A 14,490-nucleotide genomic window follows, 5' to 3' on the forward strand; every position below is an offset into this window, starting at 1 on the left:
ACAGACCGCATCTCGTGCAGCGATCACATCCCACCACTACCACACCTGCTTGAACAACGCCTCCTGCGCTCTGCTTGAACAGGGTGCCGCCGTTCGCCCCGGGTTATTGAGCAGTTACGAAATTAGATGTTAAGTCATTGATTTTTCGGGAAACGCAGTCCAGGGAATTCTGGTTCCTCACAGATCTGTAGGAAACCGGAATTAGCCGGACTACAGATCAGTTTGCTGGACTGGAAATCCGGAATTAGCTGGACTGCCGTGCAATTCTCGCCGACGCTGAGCCAGGATCTGTAGGTCAGTTCGCTCTTTGCTCACCGGGCGTGGCTCAAGAAGTCGGCGAGGCGGCCGTCAATACGGGACTCCATTCCGTGTCATCGCCATGCGTTACATCCCGATCCGCGACCAGCACCTCACTATCCTCGCCCGCAACCGCGATGCCTGGCGGGCTCGGGCGGAACGACGCTTTGACGTCGAAGATCTCATTCGGGCATGCGTTCCGGATGCCGCCACTTGCGATCCAAGCATTGTGGCCGACGCGATCCGGGAGTGGTTCGACAGCTTCGACGACGGCACTCCGACATGGCGGCTGTCGTCGCAAGAGCGATAAGAAGCCGGCCCAGGCGGATCCAGCGCCGAGGTTCGGCGTGCTGGGGAGGGCCGTTGTCGGCCATTCTCGGCCGTTCGCTCTCGCGGTCATGCGGTCACTCAAGCGACCGGTCCGTGCCGTCAACGGACCCTGGAGGCAGCACAGCTTGCTTCTCGCCTCGGCATTTGGGCGTTCGGCATTGCAGGGCGGACGACTGTTGTTTCCAGGAAGCGGGCATCCTGTTCGCGCCGGTTCGAACGTCCCTTGTGGGGTCATCTTCTGCCCTACGCAGCCGGTCAAGGAGGAACAATCGGGTTGCGCTCGGCATTGGGCCGCACCCGGCGAGTCTCGGTCGGTCAAGACAATGTATTTGAAAGGCTGAAGTCTGCTCTACTTCAGCCTTTCCTCTTTGGTGTGCAGGCGAACGCGCCATACTAGCGAAGCTGCGCAAGGAGCCCGCACCCGATCCCTACTTGACCCACTGCCTAATCGATTCAGCCATCACGCTTGCTGATATGCCATAGCGCTCGTGCAGCGTTGGGAGCGCCCCTGCATCCAGGAACTCATCCGGCAGACCGATCTGTCGGAACGGTACTACGTAGATGTCGAAGCGCGCAGGGCCGCCATGCATATGCCGCATCACTGCCCCAAGTCGCGCGACCAACTCCAATCCCGTTGCTGCGCCGCCCGCCAGGCCTCCTCACTTTCAGACAGCTTCATCGAGCAACGGGTAGTCGTTGTAGCCAGTTTCGTTATCCGTGTAGAGCGTTTCCGGCTTGATGCTACTGAGCGGCGCACCGCGTCGAAAACGCTCGACTAGATCAGGGTTCGCGATAAACGAACGACCAAATGCCGCCGCGTCCGCCTCGCCCCGTTCGATGGCCAGCTCAGCGCTCTCCCTGGTCAGCCCTTCGTTGAGAATATAGGCCCCTTGGAAGATTCTTCGCACGTCACGACCGATGCGTTCGTCGCCGCGATCCAGCGCCTCGCGCGCAAAAATGAAAGCGATGTTGCGCTCGTTGAGCTGCTCGGCGACATACGTAAACAGCGCGCGCGGATTCGAATCGCTCATCGAGTATGCGCTCGACATCAGGTTCAGATGCACGCCGATGCGGTCCGCCGGCCAAACCGTGAGCAATGCGTCGATTGCCTCAAGCAGGAACCGCGCGCGATTCTCGATCGAACCGCCATAGCGGTCGGTCCGCTGATTTGATCCGTCGTGCAGGAACTGATCAAAGAGGTAGCCATTTGCCGCGTGAAGCTCGACGCCATCAAAACCAGCGCGCTTTGCATTTTCGGCGCCGATCCGAAAATCCTCGACGATCCCGGGAATTTCATCGCTCTCCAGCGCACGCGGTACAGCGTACGGGCGCTGGGGCCGCACTCGACTGACATGGCCTTCCGGCGCAATGGCGCTCGGTGCGACCGGAAGTTGGCCATCATGGTAGACGGGATCGGAAACTCGCCCAACGTGCCACAACTGGGAGACGATCAGGCCGCCCGCATCGTGTACTGCGGCAGTTACCTCGCCCCAGCCAGCGATCTGCCTCTCCGTCCAGATGCCCGGCGTGTTGGGATAGCCAACGCCTTGAGGGGTCACTGAAGTGGCTTCGGTAATGACGAGTCCTGCACTCGCACGCAGCGCGTAATGCCGAACGTTGATGGCACTTGGGCTGCGTTCAGCGAAGGCACGCATGCGCGTGAGCGGTGCCATGACAATGCGGTTCTTCAGCTTTAGCGCGCCAATCTGGACGGGATCGAAGAGTGTGGACATCTGCGGGGTTCTCGTTTCGGTATTGAAGATCAAGGGACGACTGCTTCGTTTCCGTCTGGCTATGGAAACGTCGTAGCGCCTACGCGTATCGGCATTACGTTCGATGTAACTAACTCAGTTACACCGTAAACCATCCTCGCCATCAGCACAAGTCTTTCTTCATGAAGAGTTGACGTCCACGGACAGGAAAACGGTATGGCCGGGTGCTGCATCAAACCATATCGAGTTGACAACCCTTGCTGTAATGAATATGGTTACAACTAAATTGACTAATACAGGCTTCCGATGAGCGCCAATAGCCGCTTGACCGTGGCGACCCACATCCTCGCGTGGATGGCACTCGTCACGAGAGAAAATCCCGACCCGGTGACGTCCGATCGGATCGCTGCGAGCGTTAACACCAATCCGGTGGTAATCCGTCGCACGCTAGGGTTGCTGGCAAAAGGCGGCCTTGTCGAGAGTTTTCGCGGCATCAATGCGGGATGGCGCCTGACCAGGAGCGCGGACGCAATCACCCTGCTCGACGTCTTTGATGCGCTTGAAGAGGGCGCGCACTTTGCGCTTCACCCTTCAAAACCCAGCCAGGCCTGCCCCATCGGGCGAGGCATCGGGTCGACGCTGAGCCACGTCTATGATTCGATCGAAGATGGCGTTCGAAAGTCACTTGCTGCAATCACGATCGAGGCGGTACTTGCAGACACACTTGCATCGCGATCATCAAAACCGCGCCGCTGATCTGTAGAACGATGAGCTTTTGTGTAATCCACCACCACTACCTAGGCGAAAGTTAAAGGGCAGACGGTAGGCAAGGCCGGCTGCGCCATCAAGTTGCCAATGATGTGCGGTCCTAGGTTTTGATACCGTACGGATCTATGACCGCAATGAAGCAAATCATGCGCGATGTGGAGAAACTCGCGTCGCGGATGGGCGCTGACCGCGCTGTGTTCACGAAGCGCCTGCAAAGCGATGGAGCGCGGGAAGCGTTCACGGCCCTCAGCGAAACGCGCCGGCCCGACTTCACCCGGATCAACGGCCCCTAAGCGACTGAAGTTTCCGGAACTGCCCGGGCGGTCATTGGGTCTTCGCCAACTGCCCTTTGCCGCCGCCCTCGGCAACGTATCCGCCCCCCAACACAGTCGCCAGGGTCACCGCCGCATGGATCTGCCGGCTGCGGATCTCGACGGCCTGGCTCTGCTCCGTCAGCACCGGCAGCATCGCCTCTCGCGCTGTGACCTTGTCGAGCAGGCCTCGCCGGTAATGCGCGGTGGCGCTATCCGAAGCAAAGGTGGCGGTCTTTAGCTTGCCGGCCTGCATGGCCTGCTGCTCGCCCAGGTCATCCAGTTCGATGCCGGCTTGCGCAACTTCGCGCACCGCCTTCAGTACCGCTTCGTTGTACTGGGCGATCATCAGATCGCTCTGCGAGCGCGTTGCGGCAAGGTTCGCATTCAGCCGCCCGCTGTCGAGTATCGGCAGGCTCAGCCCCGGAATCAGGTTAATCTGGCGGCTCGACTTGCGCAGCAGGTCGGACAGATGGATCGAATCCAGCCCGATGAATGCGCGGATGTCGAAGCTCGGATAGAACTCGGCCTTCGCCGCGTCGATCTGGTCCATCGACGCCTGCACATACCAGCGCATCGCCTGCAGATCGGGCCGGCGCGCGAGCAGCTCATAGCCGAGCGTCGGCGGGACGCCGCCGACGCTGTCCGGCAGCGGCCGTGGCGCGATCGCGGGCAGGCCATCGGGTCCTGCTCCGGTCAACAGCCGCAGCATTTCATGGAGCGTACGGATACGCGCCTGTGTCGAGCGGATCTGCTGGTCAAGCTGCAGACGCTGGGCCTCGGCGCTTTCCACCTGCGTGCGAGCCACCAGGCCGCGCGCGGCGCGGGTCTGGCTGGCTTGCACCTGCTCCTGCCGAATGTCGCGCGCCTTTACCAGCAGGTCGTGCAGTGCATACGTGGTCTGGATGTCGTAATAGGCATGGACCACCTGCGACGACAGCACTAGGGCCGCCTGTGCGGCCTCGGCCTGGCTCGCCCGGGTCACGCCCAGCGCGGCGTTGACGCGCGCCCTGTTTTTTCCCCACAGATCGACCGAGTATCCAGCGACAAGGCCGATCGTGCCTTCCGTGTACCAGGGACCGGTCGTGCCGATCTGAGGGTTGGTATGGGCGAACGGCCCGAGGAAACCGTTCTCGGACACGCGCTGCCGGTTGACCGATGCAGACAGCCCTACCAGCAGGCCGGTCGACGCATCGACCAGTTTCGCCTGGGCACGACTGGCTTCGACGCGTGCCTGAGCCACCGCCATCGTCGGCGAATCCTGTAGCGCCCGCGCCACCAGCGCATCGAGCCGGTCATCCGCGTAGGCCTTCCACCATTCGGTCGATGGCCAGTCGCCCTGCGGCAACTGGCTGTCCTGGGCCAGGCGAACCTGTTCGGCGGATATCTGTGCCGCCGGGGCCTTCTCCTCGCGGATCAGCGCACAACCGGCGCCGGAAAGCAGCAGCGAGACGGCCGCTGCGATGGCGGCGAGCCGCGTCGGGAAAAGTCGATACGGTGCGCGGGTGTGCATGGTTCAGTCGTGGGTCATATGAGCGGCGGCGACAGACGGTGGTCAAGCTGCGCGATGCGATCCTCCAGCACATGCGCGGCTTGCACGATGTCGGCCAGCGGCTCGCGCAATGCCGCGCTGGCGCCGGCCACGGCCGGGAAGGCGTCGGCCGGGGGCTGCGCCGGCGGGGGCAACACCTGCCCGTCGAGGCGGCCCGCAATCCGTTCCAGCCGAATGGCAACATACTCGTGCCACGCCCGGAACGAATCGGCAATCGGCTGCGGCAGGTTCGGGCCGGCGTGCTGCATTCGGAGATGGAGCCAGTCGACTGCGAACAGGATTTCCTGCGCCTGCGCCAGAGCCGTTGTAATTTCCGGGGTGACCGAGTCGTGCGCATACTGCCAGCCAGGTTCGAGCGCCACGCGCGCCTGCATCTCGCGGTTCTGCGTCAGCAGCGACCAGCCCCGCAGGCGCGCCTTGTCGACCGCGTCGCGCCGGGCGGCAGCGTCCCGGCTGTCGTGCGCGGCGCGCACCAGATCGGCGACGCTGCGCACTAGTCGCCCGAGCATGTCCTTCAGCGCGTCGCCCTCGCGCTCGGGCCAGATCGCCGCAGAAACGGCGATCGACACCGCGACACCGACCAGGATGCCGATCATCCGGTCGCGGATCTCGGTCAGGTCGATGCTCGGCCCGAATTGGCCGAGCTGGGACAGGCCGAAGGCGAAGACAAACTGGAGGCCGATGTAGTTGGTGCGCGGGGAGCCGGCCGCGACCCAGGCGCCGGCCGCGATGATCGGCAGGGTCAAGGCCAACAGGCCGGTGATGGTATCGAGATGCGGAATGATGATGACCGTCGCCGCCAGCGTCACGACACTGCCCAGCGCGCAGCCGACCACGCGCGCCAGCCCTTTGTGCGACATCGCGCCGAGGCTCGGCAGCGCAATGACGAAGCAGGTCAGCATCGCGGTGTGGATGCCCGGCCATTGCACGGCGGAATAGAACAGGTAGCACAGCATGGCGCTCAGCACGGTTTTCAGCGCAAAGCGGCCATAAGCGGGATTGCTGAAGGCATCGGGGTAGACCAGGGGCTCTCTCTTCATGGGCGCCGCGGGCAGCGGTTCCGGCTCGCCAGCCGCCTGCAGCGCATGCCCCATTTCGCTCAGCACGCTGTCCAGCGGGCCGTCGGCGGTGCCGACAGCCAGGGGGGCGCAGGTGAACGGCGTGCCGTCGTGCAGCGATGTGCGCAGCGCCCGGCAATGCGCGTGCAGTACGCCAACCTTTGCGGCCTGCGCCGGCGATAGCGCCCCCATCGGCAGCCGTGACAGGTGCGCGGCGGCGGTGGCAAGACGGTCCATCGCCGCGATGCGCGCCAGATGGCGCGCGCGGTCGCGCCGCCAGGCTTTGTCTCCCTCGACCGCGAAGGCCACGTGACGGTGCAGCAGCAGCACGCCCTGCGCGACCGATGCCATGCTGCGCGGCCGCAACGGAGTTTGCGTGCGGCGCGCCTCGAGCTGGTCCAGCACGTGGTCGAGCTGGCGGCGCATCTCGTCGATCAGCAGGCGTGCCGGGCGGCTCGGCAGGAACAGCAAGTTGACCGTGATCGTCAGGACGATCGCGTAGGTCATCGCGACCCATACCCACAGCAGTGTGCGCACCAGCGCCTCAGGCCCGATCCCCAGGTCGACAAAGCTCTGGAAATAGAAGACGAACATTGCAACCAGGAAGCCGATCGGGCCCAGCTTGCTGATGCGCATGAAATACATGCCGCAGAAGGCGATCGCGCAGGCGCCGAGAATGCGCAGCAGCGGGTAGTCAATGGTGAACTTCACCAGCAGCAGGCCGGCCGCTACCGCCATGACCGCGCCGATCACCAGGATGATCCCCGAGATCCGGGTCAGTACGGTGTTCTCCCTCGCAGTGATGAATACCACTATCAGCGACAGCGGCAGGTTCGGCACCTGCAGCGCCATCGAGATCACGGTGACCAGCGCGGCGCTCAGCACGAAGCGCCACGTCGCTCGCGTACGCCCGGGGAACGGCGCCAGTTCCGCGCGGATCCATGCCGGCATCCATGCCAGCGCCGATGCGCTACTGGCGCCCGGGCGATGGGCGGCTTGCGTGCTCATGGCTCTGCTCCTCAAGAAATGGCAGGGATTACGCCTTGGGCGTCACGATCGCCACGGCCGAAGCGCCGATGCGGAATACTGCCGGGTCGGGTTTCTCGACCAGGATGCGAACCGGGAAGCGCTGCGCCACACGCACCCAGTTGATCGAACGGGGCACGTGGGGCAGCCCGCCCGCGTCGGCGCCGCCATCGTCCGGGAACACGCCGTAGCCGACCGAGTCGACCACGCCGCGGAAGCGCTTGTCCGCCTGGCCGAGCACGTAGACCTGCGTCCGCTGTCCCGGCTTGATATGCGCAAGATCGGTTTCGCGGAAGTTCGCGACCACATACCAGCGGGTGGTGTTGACCAGCGTAAACACCGGATGGCCTGCCGCGGCAAACTGGCCGACCGAGGTCCTGAGGTTGACCACGATGCCGTCGAATGGCGCGCGCACGATCGCGTATTCGAGATTGAGCTCGGCCAGCGCGATTTCGGCTTTGACCACCTCGCGCCTGGCGACCAGCGCATCGACGCCGCTGATGCCGGCGGTGGCGCGCTCCGCATCGAGCACTGCGGCGTTCAGTTGCGCCTGCGCGGAGCGCCTGGCGGTCCGCGCTTGGTCGACTTGTTCGGCCGACACGTATTCGGTGCCTAGCAGCGGCTCCGTGCGGGCCAGGGTATCCTTCGCCTGCTCGGCGGCCGCCCGTGCGCGCTCGATGTTGGCCGCCGCCGCGGCAGCACCGAGTTTCTGCGCGTTGACGGACCGTTGCGTCAGTTCGATCTCGCGATCGAGCGCGGTCAGCGTGGCGCGTGCCTTGGCCAGTTGCATCTCGAACGGCCGCGGGTCGATCCGGTACAGCACGTCGCCGCGCCGGATTGCCTGATTATCCTTGACGGCCAATTCAACGATGCGCCCGCTGACCTCCGGCGCCACATTGATGGTGTCCGCATACGCATAGGCATCGTCGGTGCGCGGGGCGGCATCGAGCCGCCACACGACGAAGACAGCCAGGCCGATCGCCGCCACGGCCAGCAGTATCGCAATAGCGCGGCCATGACGGCTTCGATCTACAGTTTCTTCGGGCATCACCATATCTCAGAATCAGTTTTGGAAGAAGACCAGCCAGCCGGACAACGCCAGGATCGCCGTCAGTGCGGAATAGGCCAGCGGCAGGGTCAGTTCGCCAGGCTGCGGCAAACGGCCGGCGGCACGCAATGCGGTGTGAACCAGTGCGGTCCCGACGATGGCGCCGACAATGCAAAACAGCCAGTCGGGAAAGTAGGCGCCCAGCACGCCGATCGACGGCGCCGTTGCGCAGCCGCTTAACAGGGTCCAAGGGAGCAACACGGCTGCCAGGCGTCTCATTTCGCTCTCCATTGCGAGAAAACCGCGTAAATCAATCGGCAGCCGATTCGCTTTCATCTGCCAAGCCACCCACGCATGGGTGTCGCTCACAAGGCGGACTGCATCAGCATCCCGATGTCATTCCGGTCGCGGCCGAACGCTTGAGCGGGGCGGACCGATTGCGGCAACTCCGAGATGTCGATCTGCGTGAAGCCCAGGCGCGCGAAATAGCCGGACGCACTCCTGGTTTGCAGCACGATCGACTCGACGCCTTGCAGCCGAAGGTCAGCCACGATGGCGGCGATCAACAGTTCGCCAAGGCCTGCGGACCTTGCGCGTTGCACGACGGCGAGTGCCAGAAGCACGCACGTCGTCTCGTACCGCTCAATGCCGGCGCAACCCAGAAGTCCAGCCTTGTCACGGACCACGAGGAACTGCGTGAGGTGCTCGTGCATCCCATCGAGAGCCAGTGACGAAGCGCTCAGAAGCGCTTCCACCTCTGGCCAGTCCTTCTCGGTTGCATAGTGCGGGCGCATAGTGCACTCCTTCAAGCAAGGGCGTCCTCTGACGGATGACGCAATGGGGCTCACCATGCGCTAGCGTAGGACGCAACCCAGGCGCCCAAGGGCAATACTCATGACGTACATCGAACCTGCCAGTACCATCAGTAGCATGGCGGCCGTCAGCGATGCGCTCATGGTCTGGGCGGCAATCGTCGACAGCGATCCGTAGCCACCGGCGCCTGGCCGAGGGCTAAGCCGTTGCCCCGACGTGCTACGCAGCCGACGCACGCCAGGACTGATACCTGGTGCGGATATCCCCACGAAAAGAACCGCACCGTCGCGGCTCATTTTGAGCGTCTCGAACGTCATAGATGACTCCAATGGGTGGGTTGCCAAACCGAAGCGCGAGGCGAATCGCCGAGCAGCGCTGACCGATGCTCCGGCACGGCCTGGCTGTTCGGAAATTTATGCTCCTGCCGATCTGTTGAATAGCTGTAGAATTGAGAACTACCCTCTCATTGGTGGAAGGCCATGGATCGGCTCGAGGCAATGGTGATTCTGCTGGCGGCTACCGATACCGGAAGCCTTTCCGCCGCAAGTCGGAAACTTCGAATTCCTCTGGCCACGGTGAGCCGACGGCAGGGACTGGTCAGCAAGGAGCTCACCCTCGAAGAAGGCATGCAGGCAGCCGAACTGGCGGCGCTCAACGTCCTAGCTCAGATCCCATGCGTGCCTGGGCGGCTGGGAACGCCTGCATCACATTGTCCACAAGTTGCCGTGATCATTGGCGCGTCCCAAGGCATCGGCGCCCAACTGGTCAACGCGTACCGCGAGCGCGCCTACGTCGTCGTCTCCGCCGCCCGCAGCATCTAACCGTGGGAAGACCCGGTCGTGCTGGCCGTCCCCGGCGACATCGCCGACCCGGCTACGCGCGCCGCGTCATCAGATATTCGCCGGCGGCCGTGCGTTCGATTTCCGAGATGTCTACTTCCAGCACGCGCCGGCAGGACGCCACATAGCCGTGCCCGGCTTCCGCCAGTGTCACCTTCCGCGTGCCGCGCACCAGCAAGCGCACATTCAAATGCGCCTCCAGTTCGGACGGTTTCGCGAACATTGCCAGCACCTCAGCGGGGTGTGACACCGCGTACCGGGGGCGTCTGCGTTATTGGCTATCCGGTGGCGGGGGCGGCGGAGCCGCCGCAGCTCCTGAGCACTCGGCGGGGGCCTGTTCAAGAAGGCGCAGGTGCGCAACATGGGGGCAGAGACCGGCCAGGAAGCGCCGTTGCCATTCGCGCACAGCCGGTCATTCAGATGTCGGACATGGCCGCGCTAACGGTCCGCTTCTAGAGGCCAAAAAATAGTCCCATCGGCCTGCCCCCACCTGGGACGCCGGGCAAATAGTGCCCAACGCACAGCCGATTTCCCTCTTTTTTCAAAGATGGAGGCGCCTACTTTGCTTGGCACCTCGTTTCGGCAACACACGACGCGCCTCAGGGTTGTTCTGCCTTGTCAGTCCAACAGTCAGGCCATCGCCGGCGCCCGCAGCAACCCGGATAGCTGATTGGAGATCAGCCCTTCGGCCTCTTCCATGATCCGCGCAATCAATGCGCTTACAGTTGGGATATCGCGGATCAGGCCGACGACCATCCCACAACTCCACGCGCCCGCATCCATTTCGCCCTCCACCATCACTCTCGGATAGACACCTGCCACCTGTTCGTAAATGTCGGAGATCTTCAACGATGCGCCCTTGTCCCGCTCGATTTCCAGCAACTGCTCCACACCGACGTTCTTCAGCACACGCTCTGTGTTTCGCAGCGGCCGCATTACCAGTCGCGTATCAAGCTCCGACGCCGCCACAATGGCCTGTTTGACGTTATCGTGGACCGGCGCTTCAACAGTCGCCACAAAGCGCGTGCCCATGTTGATACCGTCCGCACCCAATGCAAGTGCCGCAACGAGGCTGCGGCCGTCCGCCATGCCACCCGAAGCGATAAACGGAATGGTCAGTTCTTCGGCGGCACGTGGCAAGAGAATCATGTTTGGCACATCGTCTTCGCCAGGATGGCCTCCACACTCGAACCCGTCCACACTGACCGCGTCGCAGCCAATCTTCTCGGCATTCAGTGCATGGCGCACGGATGTGCATTTGTGAATCACTTTGATGCCCGCAGCCTTGAGCAATGGCATGTACTCCTGGGGACTACGCCCCGCCGTTTCGACAATACGTACCCCACCCTCGCGAATGGCGGCAATGTACTCCTCATAAGGTGGCGCATTGAACGAAGGCAGGAACGTAAGATTCACGCCAAATGGTTGATCCGTCATGCTGTGGCAGCGTTCGATTTCGCGGGCCAGAAGCTCCGGCGTCTTTTGCGTCAGGCCGGTAATGATGCCAAGCCCACCAGCATTCGACACAGCGGCGGCCATCTCCGCGAAGCCAACGTAGTGCATACCACCCTGAATGATAGGATGCTGGATGCCAAACAACTCCGTAATACGCGTTCTCATAATGTTTCCGATTGGTTTTCCAAATGCAATCTGCGCGCAGCCCCATAGAGAACCGGCATTACAGCAACTCGACGTCTGCCTCCATCACCACTGCGGCCCCCGCGCGAATCTCGGCGCACAACGCCAGTGTTTCCGGAAGCAGACGCTGGTAGTAGAAGCGTGCAGTCGACAGCTTCGCGGCGTAGATCGGATCGCCAGAATCGAGTTTGCCCAGGGCAATGACCGCCGCGCGCGCCCACATCCAGGCGAGCACCAGGTGCCCAACCAGACGCAGGAACGGTGCAGCGGCAGCGCCCACCGTGTGCGCGTTCCCAGCGGCATCCGAGAAGATGATCCTCGTCGTTGCCTCCACTTCACCGATCAAATCACCGAGAGGTTGCGTGAAAGCCTTGAGCGCGTCTACGCCACCATGCTCGTCGACGAATGCCGAGACCACCTGCAGGAACGTCGCCAGACGGCGGCCCTCGTCCGCAAGGACTTTACGTCCCAACAGATCCATCGCCTGCACGCCGTTTGTTCCCTCATAGAGACCGATGATTCTCACGTCCCGCAAATGCTGCTCTACGCCGTTGTCCCGGATGTACCCATGCCCGCCGTAGACCTGCATGGCGAGTAGTGTCGATTCCACAGCGACATCGCTTGCCATGGCCTTCAGCACCGGCGTCATCAGCCCGAGAAAATCAGTCGCCTGATCGCGCACCACGAGATCAGGATGGAGGCGTTGCGTGTCGCTCAACTGAGCCGTCCACAGTGCGACGGCGCGCAAGCCTTCGACGTACGCTTTCTGCGTCAACAACATGCGCCGGACATCCGGGTGCCCGACGATGGGATCTGCCGCCGCATTCGCCGGATTTCCAGCCGTGCGGCCCTGCACGCGTTCTTTCGCATAGGCCAGGGCCTTCTGATATGCAGCCTGCATGACACCGATTGCAGTAATGCCGACCATGATTCTGGCGTGGTTCATCTGTACGAACATGGCCGCCAGACCTTTGTTCGCCTCGCCGAGCAACCAGCCGATTGAACTGTCGAAATTGAGCGTACAGGTTGAATTTCCGTGAATGCCCATTTTCTCTTCCACGTTCCCGCATGTCACGCCATTGTGACGGCCTGGCAATCCATCCTTGCCCACCTGGAACTTCGGGACGAGGAACAGCGAGATACCCTTCACACCTTTCGGGGCATCCGGCAACCGCGCCAGGACCAGATGCACGATGTTGTCCGTCAGGTCGTGATCGCCACCCGAGATGAAGATCTTGGTGCCCGTGATCTCATAGCTGCCGTCTCCCACGGGGACTGCACGCGTGCGCAACAAGCCGAGATCGGTTCCCGCGTGCGGCTCGGTCAGGCACATGGTGCCAGCCCACTCGCCCGATGCCAGTTTTGGCAGATGTTGCGCCTTCAGTTCCGCCGAGCCATTTGCCTCGATGTTGACGTACGTCGCGTGCGACATACCGGGATAGGCCGCCCATCCCATGTTGGCGCCGCTCAACATCTCGGTGACGGCGCTATCGATCACCGACGGGAATCCCTGGCCTCCATACTCCGGGCTGCAGCCCAGGCCACACCATCCGCTTTCCGAAAACTGGCGATACGCGGCCACGAATCCGGTGGGTGTCGAGACCTTTCCCTCACTATCGAGGCGGCATCCCCTGGTGTCGCCGATGGCGTTCAGCGGGGCAATCACTTCATTCGAAAAAATGCCAGCCGCGTCGAGAACCTGGTCGATAACTTCGACATCGAGCTCCGGCAGACCGCACGCCTTGGATACTTCCGATACCTGGAGCAGTTCATGCAAGACGAACTGAAAATCACGAATGGGGCTTTCGTAGACTGTCATGTTGGTGGTGTGCTGATTGAGTTGAAGGGACTGAAACCAGGAGACAACGACGGATCAAAGCACTTCAAACAGGCCAGCAGCACCCATTCCGCCGCCCACGCACATCGTGACTACAACGTAGCGTGCCCCTCGCCGCTTTCCTTCGATCAGCGCATGCCCTACCAGGCGTGAACCGGTCATGCCGAACGGATGACCGATGGAAATCCCTCCACCGTTGACGTTCAACCTCTGCGGATCGATGCCAAGCTTCTCGCGACAGTAGAGCACCTGACATGCGAAGGCTTCGTTCAACTCCCACAGGCCAACGTCATCCACCTTCAGCCCATGCTGCTTTAGCAGCTTGGGTACCGCGAAGACCGGGCCAATCCCCATTTCCTCGGGCGCCAGCCCGGCTACCGCGATGCCCCGATACACACCCAGCGGCGTCAGTCCCCGCCGCTCGGCGACGGCACGCTCCACCAGGACGCACGCCGACGCACCGTCGGACAACTGGCTGGCGTTGCCAGCAGTAATGCATCCCCCTTCCACTACCGGTTCAAGCTTGGCCAGGCCTTCCATCGTCGTGTCCGGCCTGCTACCTTCGTCCCTGTCCAGCGTGACTTGCCGGTGCGACACGACTCCGGTCTGCTTGTCGGCAATGGCCATGCTGGTCGTGATCGGAACGATCTCGGCATTGAACAGGCCCATCTCCTGCGCATTAGCCGTACGCCTCTGGGCTTCAAACGAATAGGCGTCCTGCGCTTCCCGGCTGATGCCATACCTTTTCGCAACGATCTCCGCGGTTTGCAGCATGGGAATGTAGGCATGTGCCACGCGACCCACGAGCGCGGGATCCACCGTGTCGCCAATCCATTTGAAGAACGGCTGCAGCACCGCGGAGATATTCTCCTGGCCGCCACCGATGACGACATCCATCCCGTCGACCATGATCTGCTTGGCGGCTGTCGCAATGGCCATGAGCCCGGAGGCGCACTGCCGGTCAATCGTCTGGCCGGACACGGTGACTGGCAGTCCGGCTGCCAGCGCGGCCAACCTTCCGATGTTCGAGCCCGCCGTACCCGCTGCCATGGCGGTACCGACTACCACGTCTTCCACTTCGCCCGCCTCGATGCCGGCGCGCAGCACGGCATGATGAATCACGTGTCCCATCAGCGTCGGCGACTTGATGTCATTCAGCGCGCCTCGGAACGCACGTCCAATGCCAGTCCGGGCAGTCGAAACTATGACGGCTTCTCTCATTCTTGATCTCCAGGTTGATCGATGTCGCGTGGTGCAGGCT

The 14,490-nt window shown here is 62.6% G+C and carries 14 protein-coding genes and 1 pseudogene; 4 read left to right on the top strand and 11 right to left on the bottom strand.

The genetic code is table 11. From position 1 onward, the window contains the following. The first annotated feature begins 379 nt into the window (after positions 1 to 379). Positions 380 to 607 (top strand): hypothetical protein, encoded by a 228-nt coding sequence (locus tag DN412_RS03450; protein ID WP_115013249.1) that lies wholly within the window; start codon positions 380 to 382, stop codon positions 605 to 607. Between the two features lie 448 nt (positions 608 to 1,055). On the opposite strand, the pseudogene DN412_RS44360 reads toward DN412_RS03450, so the two are convergent. Further along, positions 1,056 to 1,178, bottom strand: a pseudogene (locus DN412_RS44360) (transketolase family protein); the annotation flags it as partial. Between the two features lie 114 nt (positions 1,179 to 1,292). After that, the gene (locus tag DN412_RS03460; RefSeq protein WP_115013455.1) at positions 1,293 to 2,360 is read right to left on the bottom strand and encodes an alkene reductase; all 1,068 of its coding nucleotides are present in this window, start codon (positions 2,358 to 2,360) and stop codon (positions 1,293 to 1,295) included. Between the two features lie 285 nt (positions 2,361 to 2,645). On the opposite strand from DN412_RS03460, the gene DN412_RS03465 reads away from it, so the two are divergent. Then, positions 2,646 to 3,095, top strand: a complete 450-nt coding sequence (locus DN412_RS03465; RefSeq protein ID WP_115013250.1) for an Rrf2 family transcriptional regulator — start codon at positions 2,646 to 2,648, stop codon at positions 3,093 to 3,095. Positions 3,096 to 3,241: 146 nt separating this feature from the next. Next, entirely contained in the window at positions 3,242 to 3,400 is a 159-nt protein-coding gene (locus tag DN412_RS43330; protein ID WP_161563970.1) for a hypothetical protein, read from the top strand. A 31-nt stretch (positions 3,401 to 3,431) separates the two neighbouring features. On the opposite strand, the gene DN412_RS03470 is transcribed toward DN412_RS43330, so the two are convergent. From DN412_RS03470 to DN412_RS03490, 5 genes are read right to left on the bottom strand one after another with little or no spacing between them, the layout of a single operon-like run. Beyond that, on the bottom strand, positions 3,432 to 4,931 hold the full coding sequence (locus DN412_RS03470) for an efflux transporter outer membrane subunit (protein WP_115013251.1): 1,500 nt from the start codon (positions 4,929 to 4,931) through the stop codon (positions 3,432 to 3,434). A gap of 14 nt (positions 4,932 to 4,945) precedes the next feature. After that, positions 4,946 to 7,036 (bottom strand): FUSC family protein, encoded by a 2,091-nt coding sequence (locus tag DN412_RS03475; protein ID WP_115013252.1) that lies wholly within the window; start codon positions 7,034 to 7,036, stop codon positions 4,946 to 4,948. Between the two features lie 28 nt (positions 7,037 to 7,064). After that, entirely contained in the window at positions 7,065 to 8,102 is a 1,038-nt protein-coding gene (mdtN, locus tag DN412_RS03480) for a multidrug transporter subunit MdtN (RefSeq protein ID WP_167471067.1), read from the bottom strand. Positions 8,103 to 8,117: 15 nt separating this feature from the next. Continuing rightward, positions 8,118 to 8,471: a YtcA family lipoprotein gene (locus DN412_RS03485; RefSeq protein ID WP_244222554.1), complete on the bottom strand. Its 354-nt coding sequence runs from the start codon at positions 8,469 to 8,471 to the stop codon at positions 8,118 to 8,120. Further along, on the bottom strand, positions 8,468 to 8,896 hold the full coding sequence (locus tag DN412_RS03490) for a GNAT family N-acetyltransferase (RefSeq protein WP_115013255.1): 429 nt from the start codon (positions 8,894 to 8,896) through the stop codon (positions 8,468 to 8,470). Before DN412_RS03490 ends, DN412_RS03485 begins: the two co-directional genes overlap by 4 nt. 498 nt (positions 8,897 to 9,394) lie before the next feature. Here DN412_RS03490 and DN412_RS45790 point away from each other — a divergent pair, with 498 nt between their 5' ends. Next, on the top strand, positions 9,395 to 9,736 hold the full coding sequence (locus DN412_RS45790) for a helix-turn-helix domain-containing protein (RefSeq protein WP_425267394.1): 342 nt from the start codon (positions 9,395 to 9,397) through the stop codon (positions 9,734 to 9,736). A 52-nt stretch (positions 9,737 to 9,788) separates the two neighbouring features. Here the strand turns inward: DN412_RS45790 and DN412_RS03505 are convergent, their stop codons facing one another. From DN412_RS03505 to DN412_RS03520, 4 genes are all read right to left on the bottom strand, one after another. Next, positions 9,789 to 9,977: a hypothetical protein gene (locus DN412_RS03505; RefSeq protein WP_115013256.1), complete on the bottom strand. Its 189-nt coding sequence runs from the start codon at positions 9,975 to 9,977 to the stop codon at positions 9,789 to 9,791. Between the two features lie 407 nt (positions 9,978 to 10,384). Then, positions 10,385 to 11,374, bottom strand: a complete 990-nt coding sequence (locus DN412_RS03510) for an NAD(P)H-dependent flavin oxidoreductase (protein ID WP_115013257.1) — start codon at positions 11,372 to 11,374, stop codon at positions 10,385 to 10,387. 58 nt (positions 11,375 to 11,432) lie between these two features. Next, the gene (locus DN412_RS03515) at positions 11,433 to 13,211 is read right to left on the bottom strand and encodes an acyl-CoA dehydrogenase C-terminal domain-containing protein (RefSeq protein ID WP_115013258.1); all 1,779 of its coding nucleotides are present in this window, start codon (positions 13,209 to 13,211) and stop codon (positions 11,433 to 11,435) included. Between the two features lie 54 nt (positions 13,212 to 13,265). Next, the gene (locus tag DN412_RS03520) at positions 13,266 to 14,450 is read right to left on the bottom strand and encodes an acetyl-CoA C-acyltransferase (RefSeq protein WP_115013259.1); all 1,185 of its coding nucleotides are present in this window, start codon (positions 14,448 to 14,450) and stop codon (positions 13,266 to 13,268) included. Between the last annotated feature and the right edge of the window lie 40 nt (positions 14,451 to 14,490).

This window comes from Cupriavidus lacunae (assembly GCF_003353055.1).
In the GTDB taxonomy this organism is placed as follows: Bacteria; Pseudomonadota; Gammaproteobacteria; order Burkholderiales; family Burkholderiaceae; genus Cupriavidus; species Cupriavidus lacunae.

What these genes read in the sequence shown, in the direction of transcription:
- DN412_RS03505 (WP_115013256.1), bottom strand. Translation starts at nt 9,977, where the DNA reads ATGTTCGCGAAACCGTCCGAACTGGAGGCGCATTTGAATGTGCGCTTG.
- DN412_RS43330 (WP_161563970.1), top strand. Translation starts at nt 3,242, where the DNA reads ATGAAGCAAATCATGCGCGATGTGGAGAAACTCGCGTCGCGGATGGGC.
- DN412_RS03470 (WP_115013251.1), bottom strand. Translation starts at nt 4,931, where the DNA reads ATGCACACCCGCGCACCGTATCGACTTTTCCCGACGCGGCTCGCCGCC.
- DN412_RS03520 (WP_115013259.1), bottom strand. Translation starts at nt 14,450, where the DNA reads ATGAGAGAAGCCGTCATAGTTTCGACTGCCCGGACTGGCATTGGACGT.
- DN412_RS03465 (WP_115013250.1), top strand. Translation starts at nt 2,646, where the DNA reads ATGAGCGCCAATAGCCGCTTGACCGTGGCGACCCACATCCTCGCGTGG.
- DN412_RS45790 (WP_425267394.1), top strand. Translation starts at nt 9,395, where the DNA reads ATGGATCGGCTCGAGGCAATGGTGATTCTGCTGGCGGCTACCGATACC.
- mdtN (WP_167471067.1), bottom strand. Translation starts at nt 8,102, where the DNA reads ATGCCCGAAGAAACTGTAGATCGAAGCCGTCATGGCCGCGCTATTGCG.
- DN412_RS03460 (WP_115013455.1), bottom strand. Translation starts at nt 2,360, where the DNA reads ATGTCCACACTCTTCGATCCCGTCCAGATTGGCGCGCTAAAGCTGAAG.
- DN412_RS03510 (WP_115013257.1), bottom strand. Translation starts at nt 11,374, where the DNA reads ATGAGAACGCGTATTACGGAGTTGTTTGGCATCCAGCATCCTATCATT.
- DN412_RS03515 (WP_115013258.1), bottom strand. Translation starts at nt 13,211, where the DNA reads ATGACAGTCTACGAAAGCCCCATTCGTGATTTTCAGTTCGTCTTGCAT.
- DN412_RS03475 (WP_115013252.1), bottom strand. Translation starts at nt 7,036, where the DNA reads ATGAGCACGCAAGCCGCCCATCGCCCGGGCGCCAGTAGCGCATCGGCG.
- DN412_RS03450 (WP_115013249.1), top strand. Translation starts at nt 380, where the DNA reads ATGCGTTACATCCCGATCCGCGACCAGCACCTCACTATCCTCGCCCGC.
- DN412_RS03490 (WP_115013255.1), bottom strand. Translation starts at nt 8,896, where the DNA reads ATGCGCCCGCACTATGCAACCGAGAAGGACTGGCCAGAGGTGGAAGCG.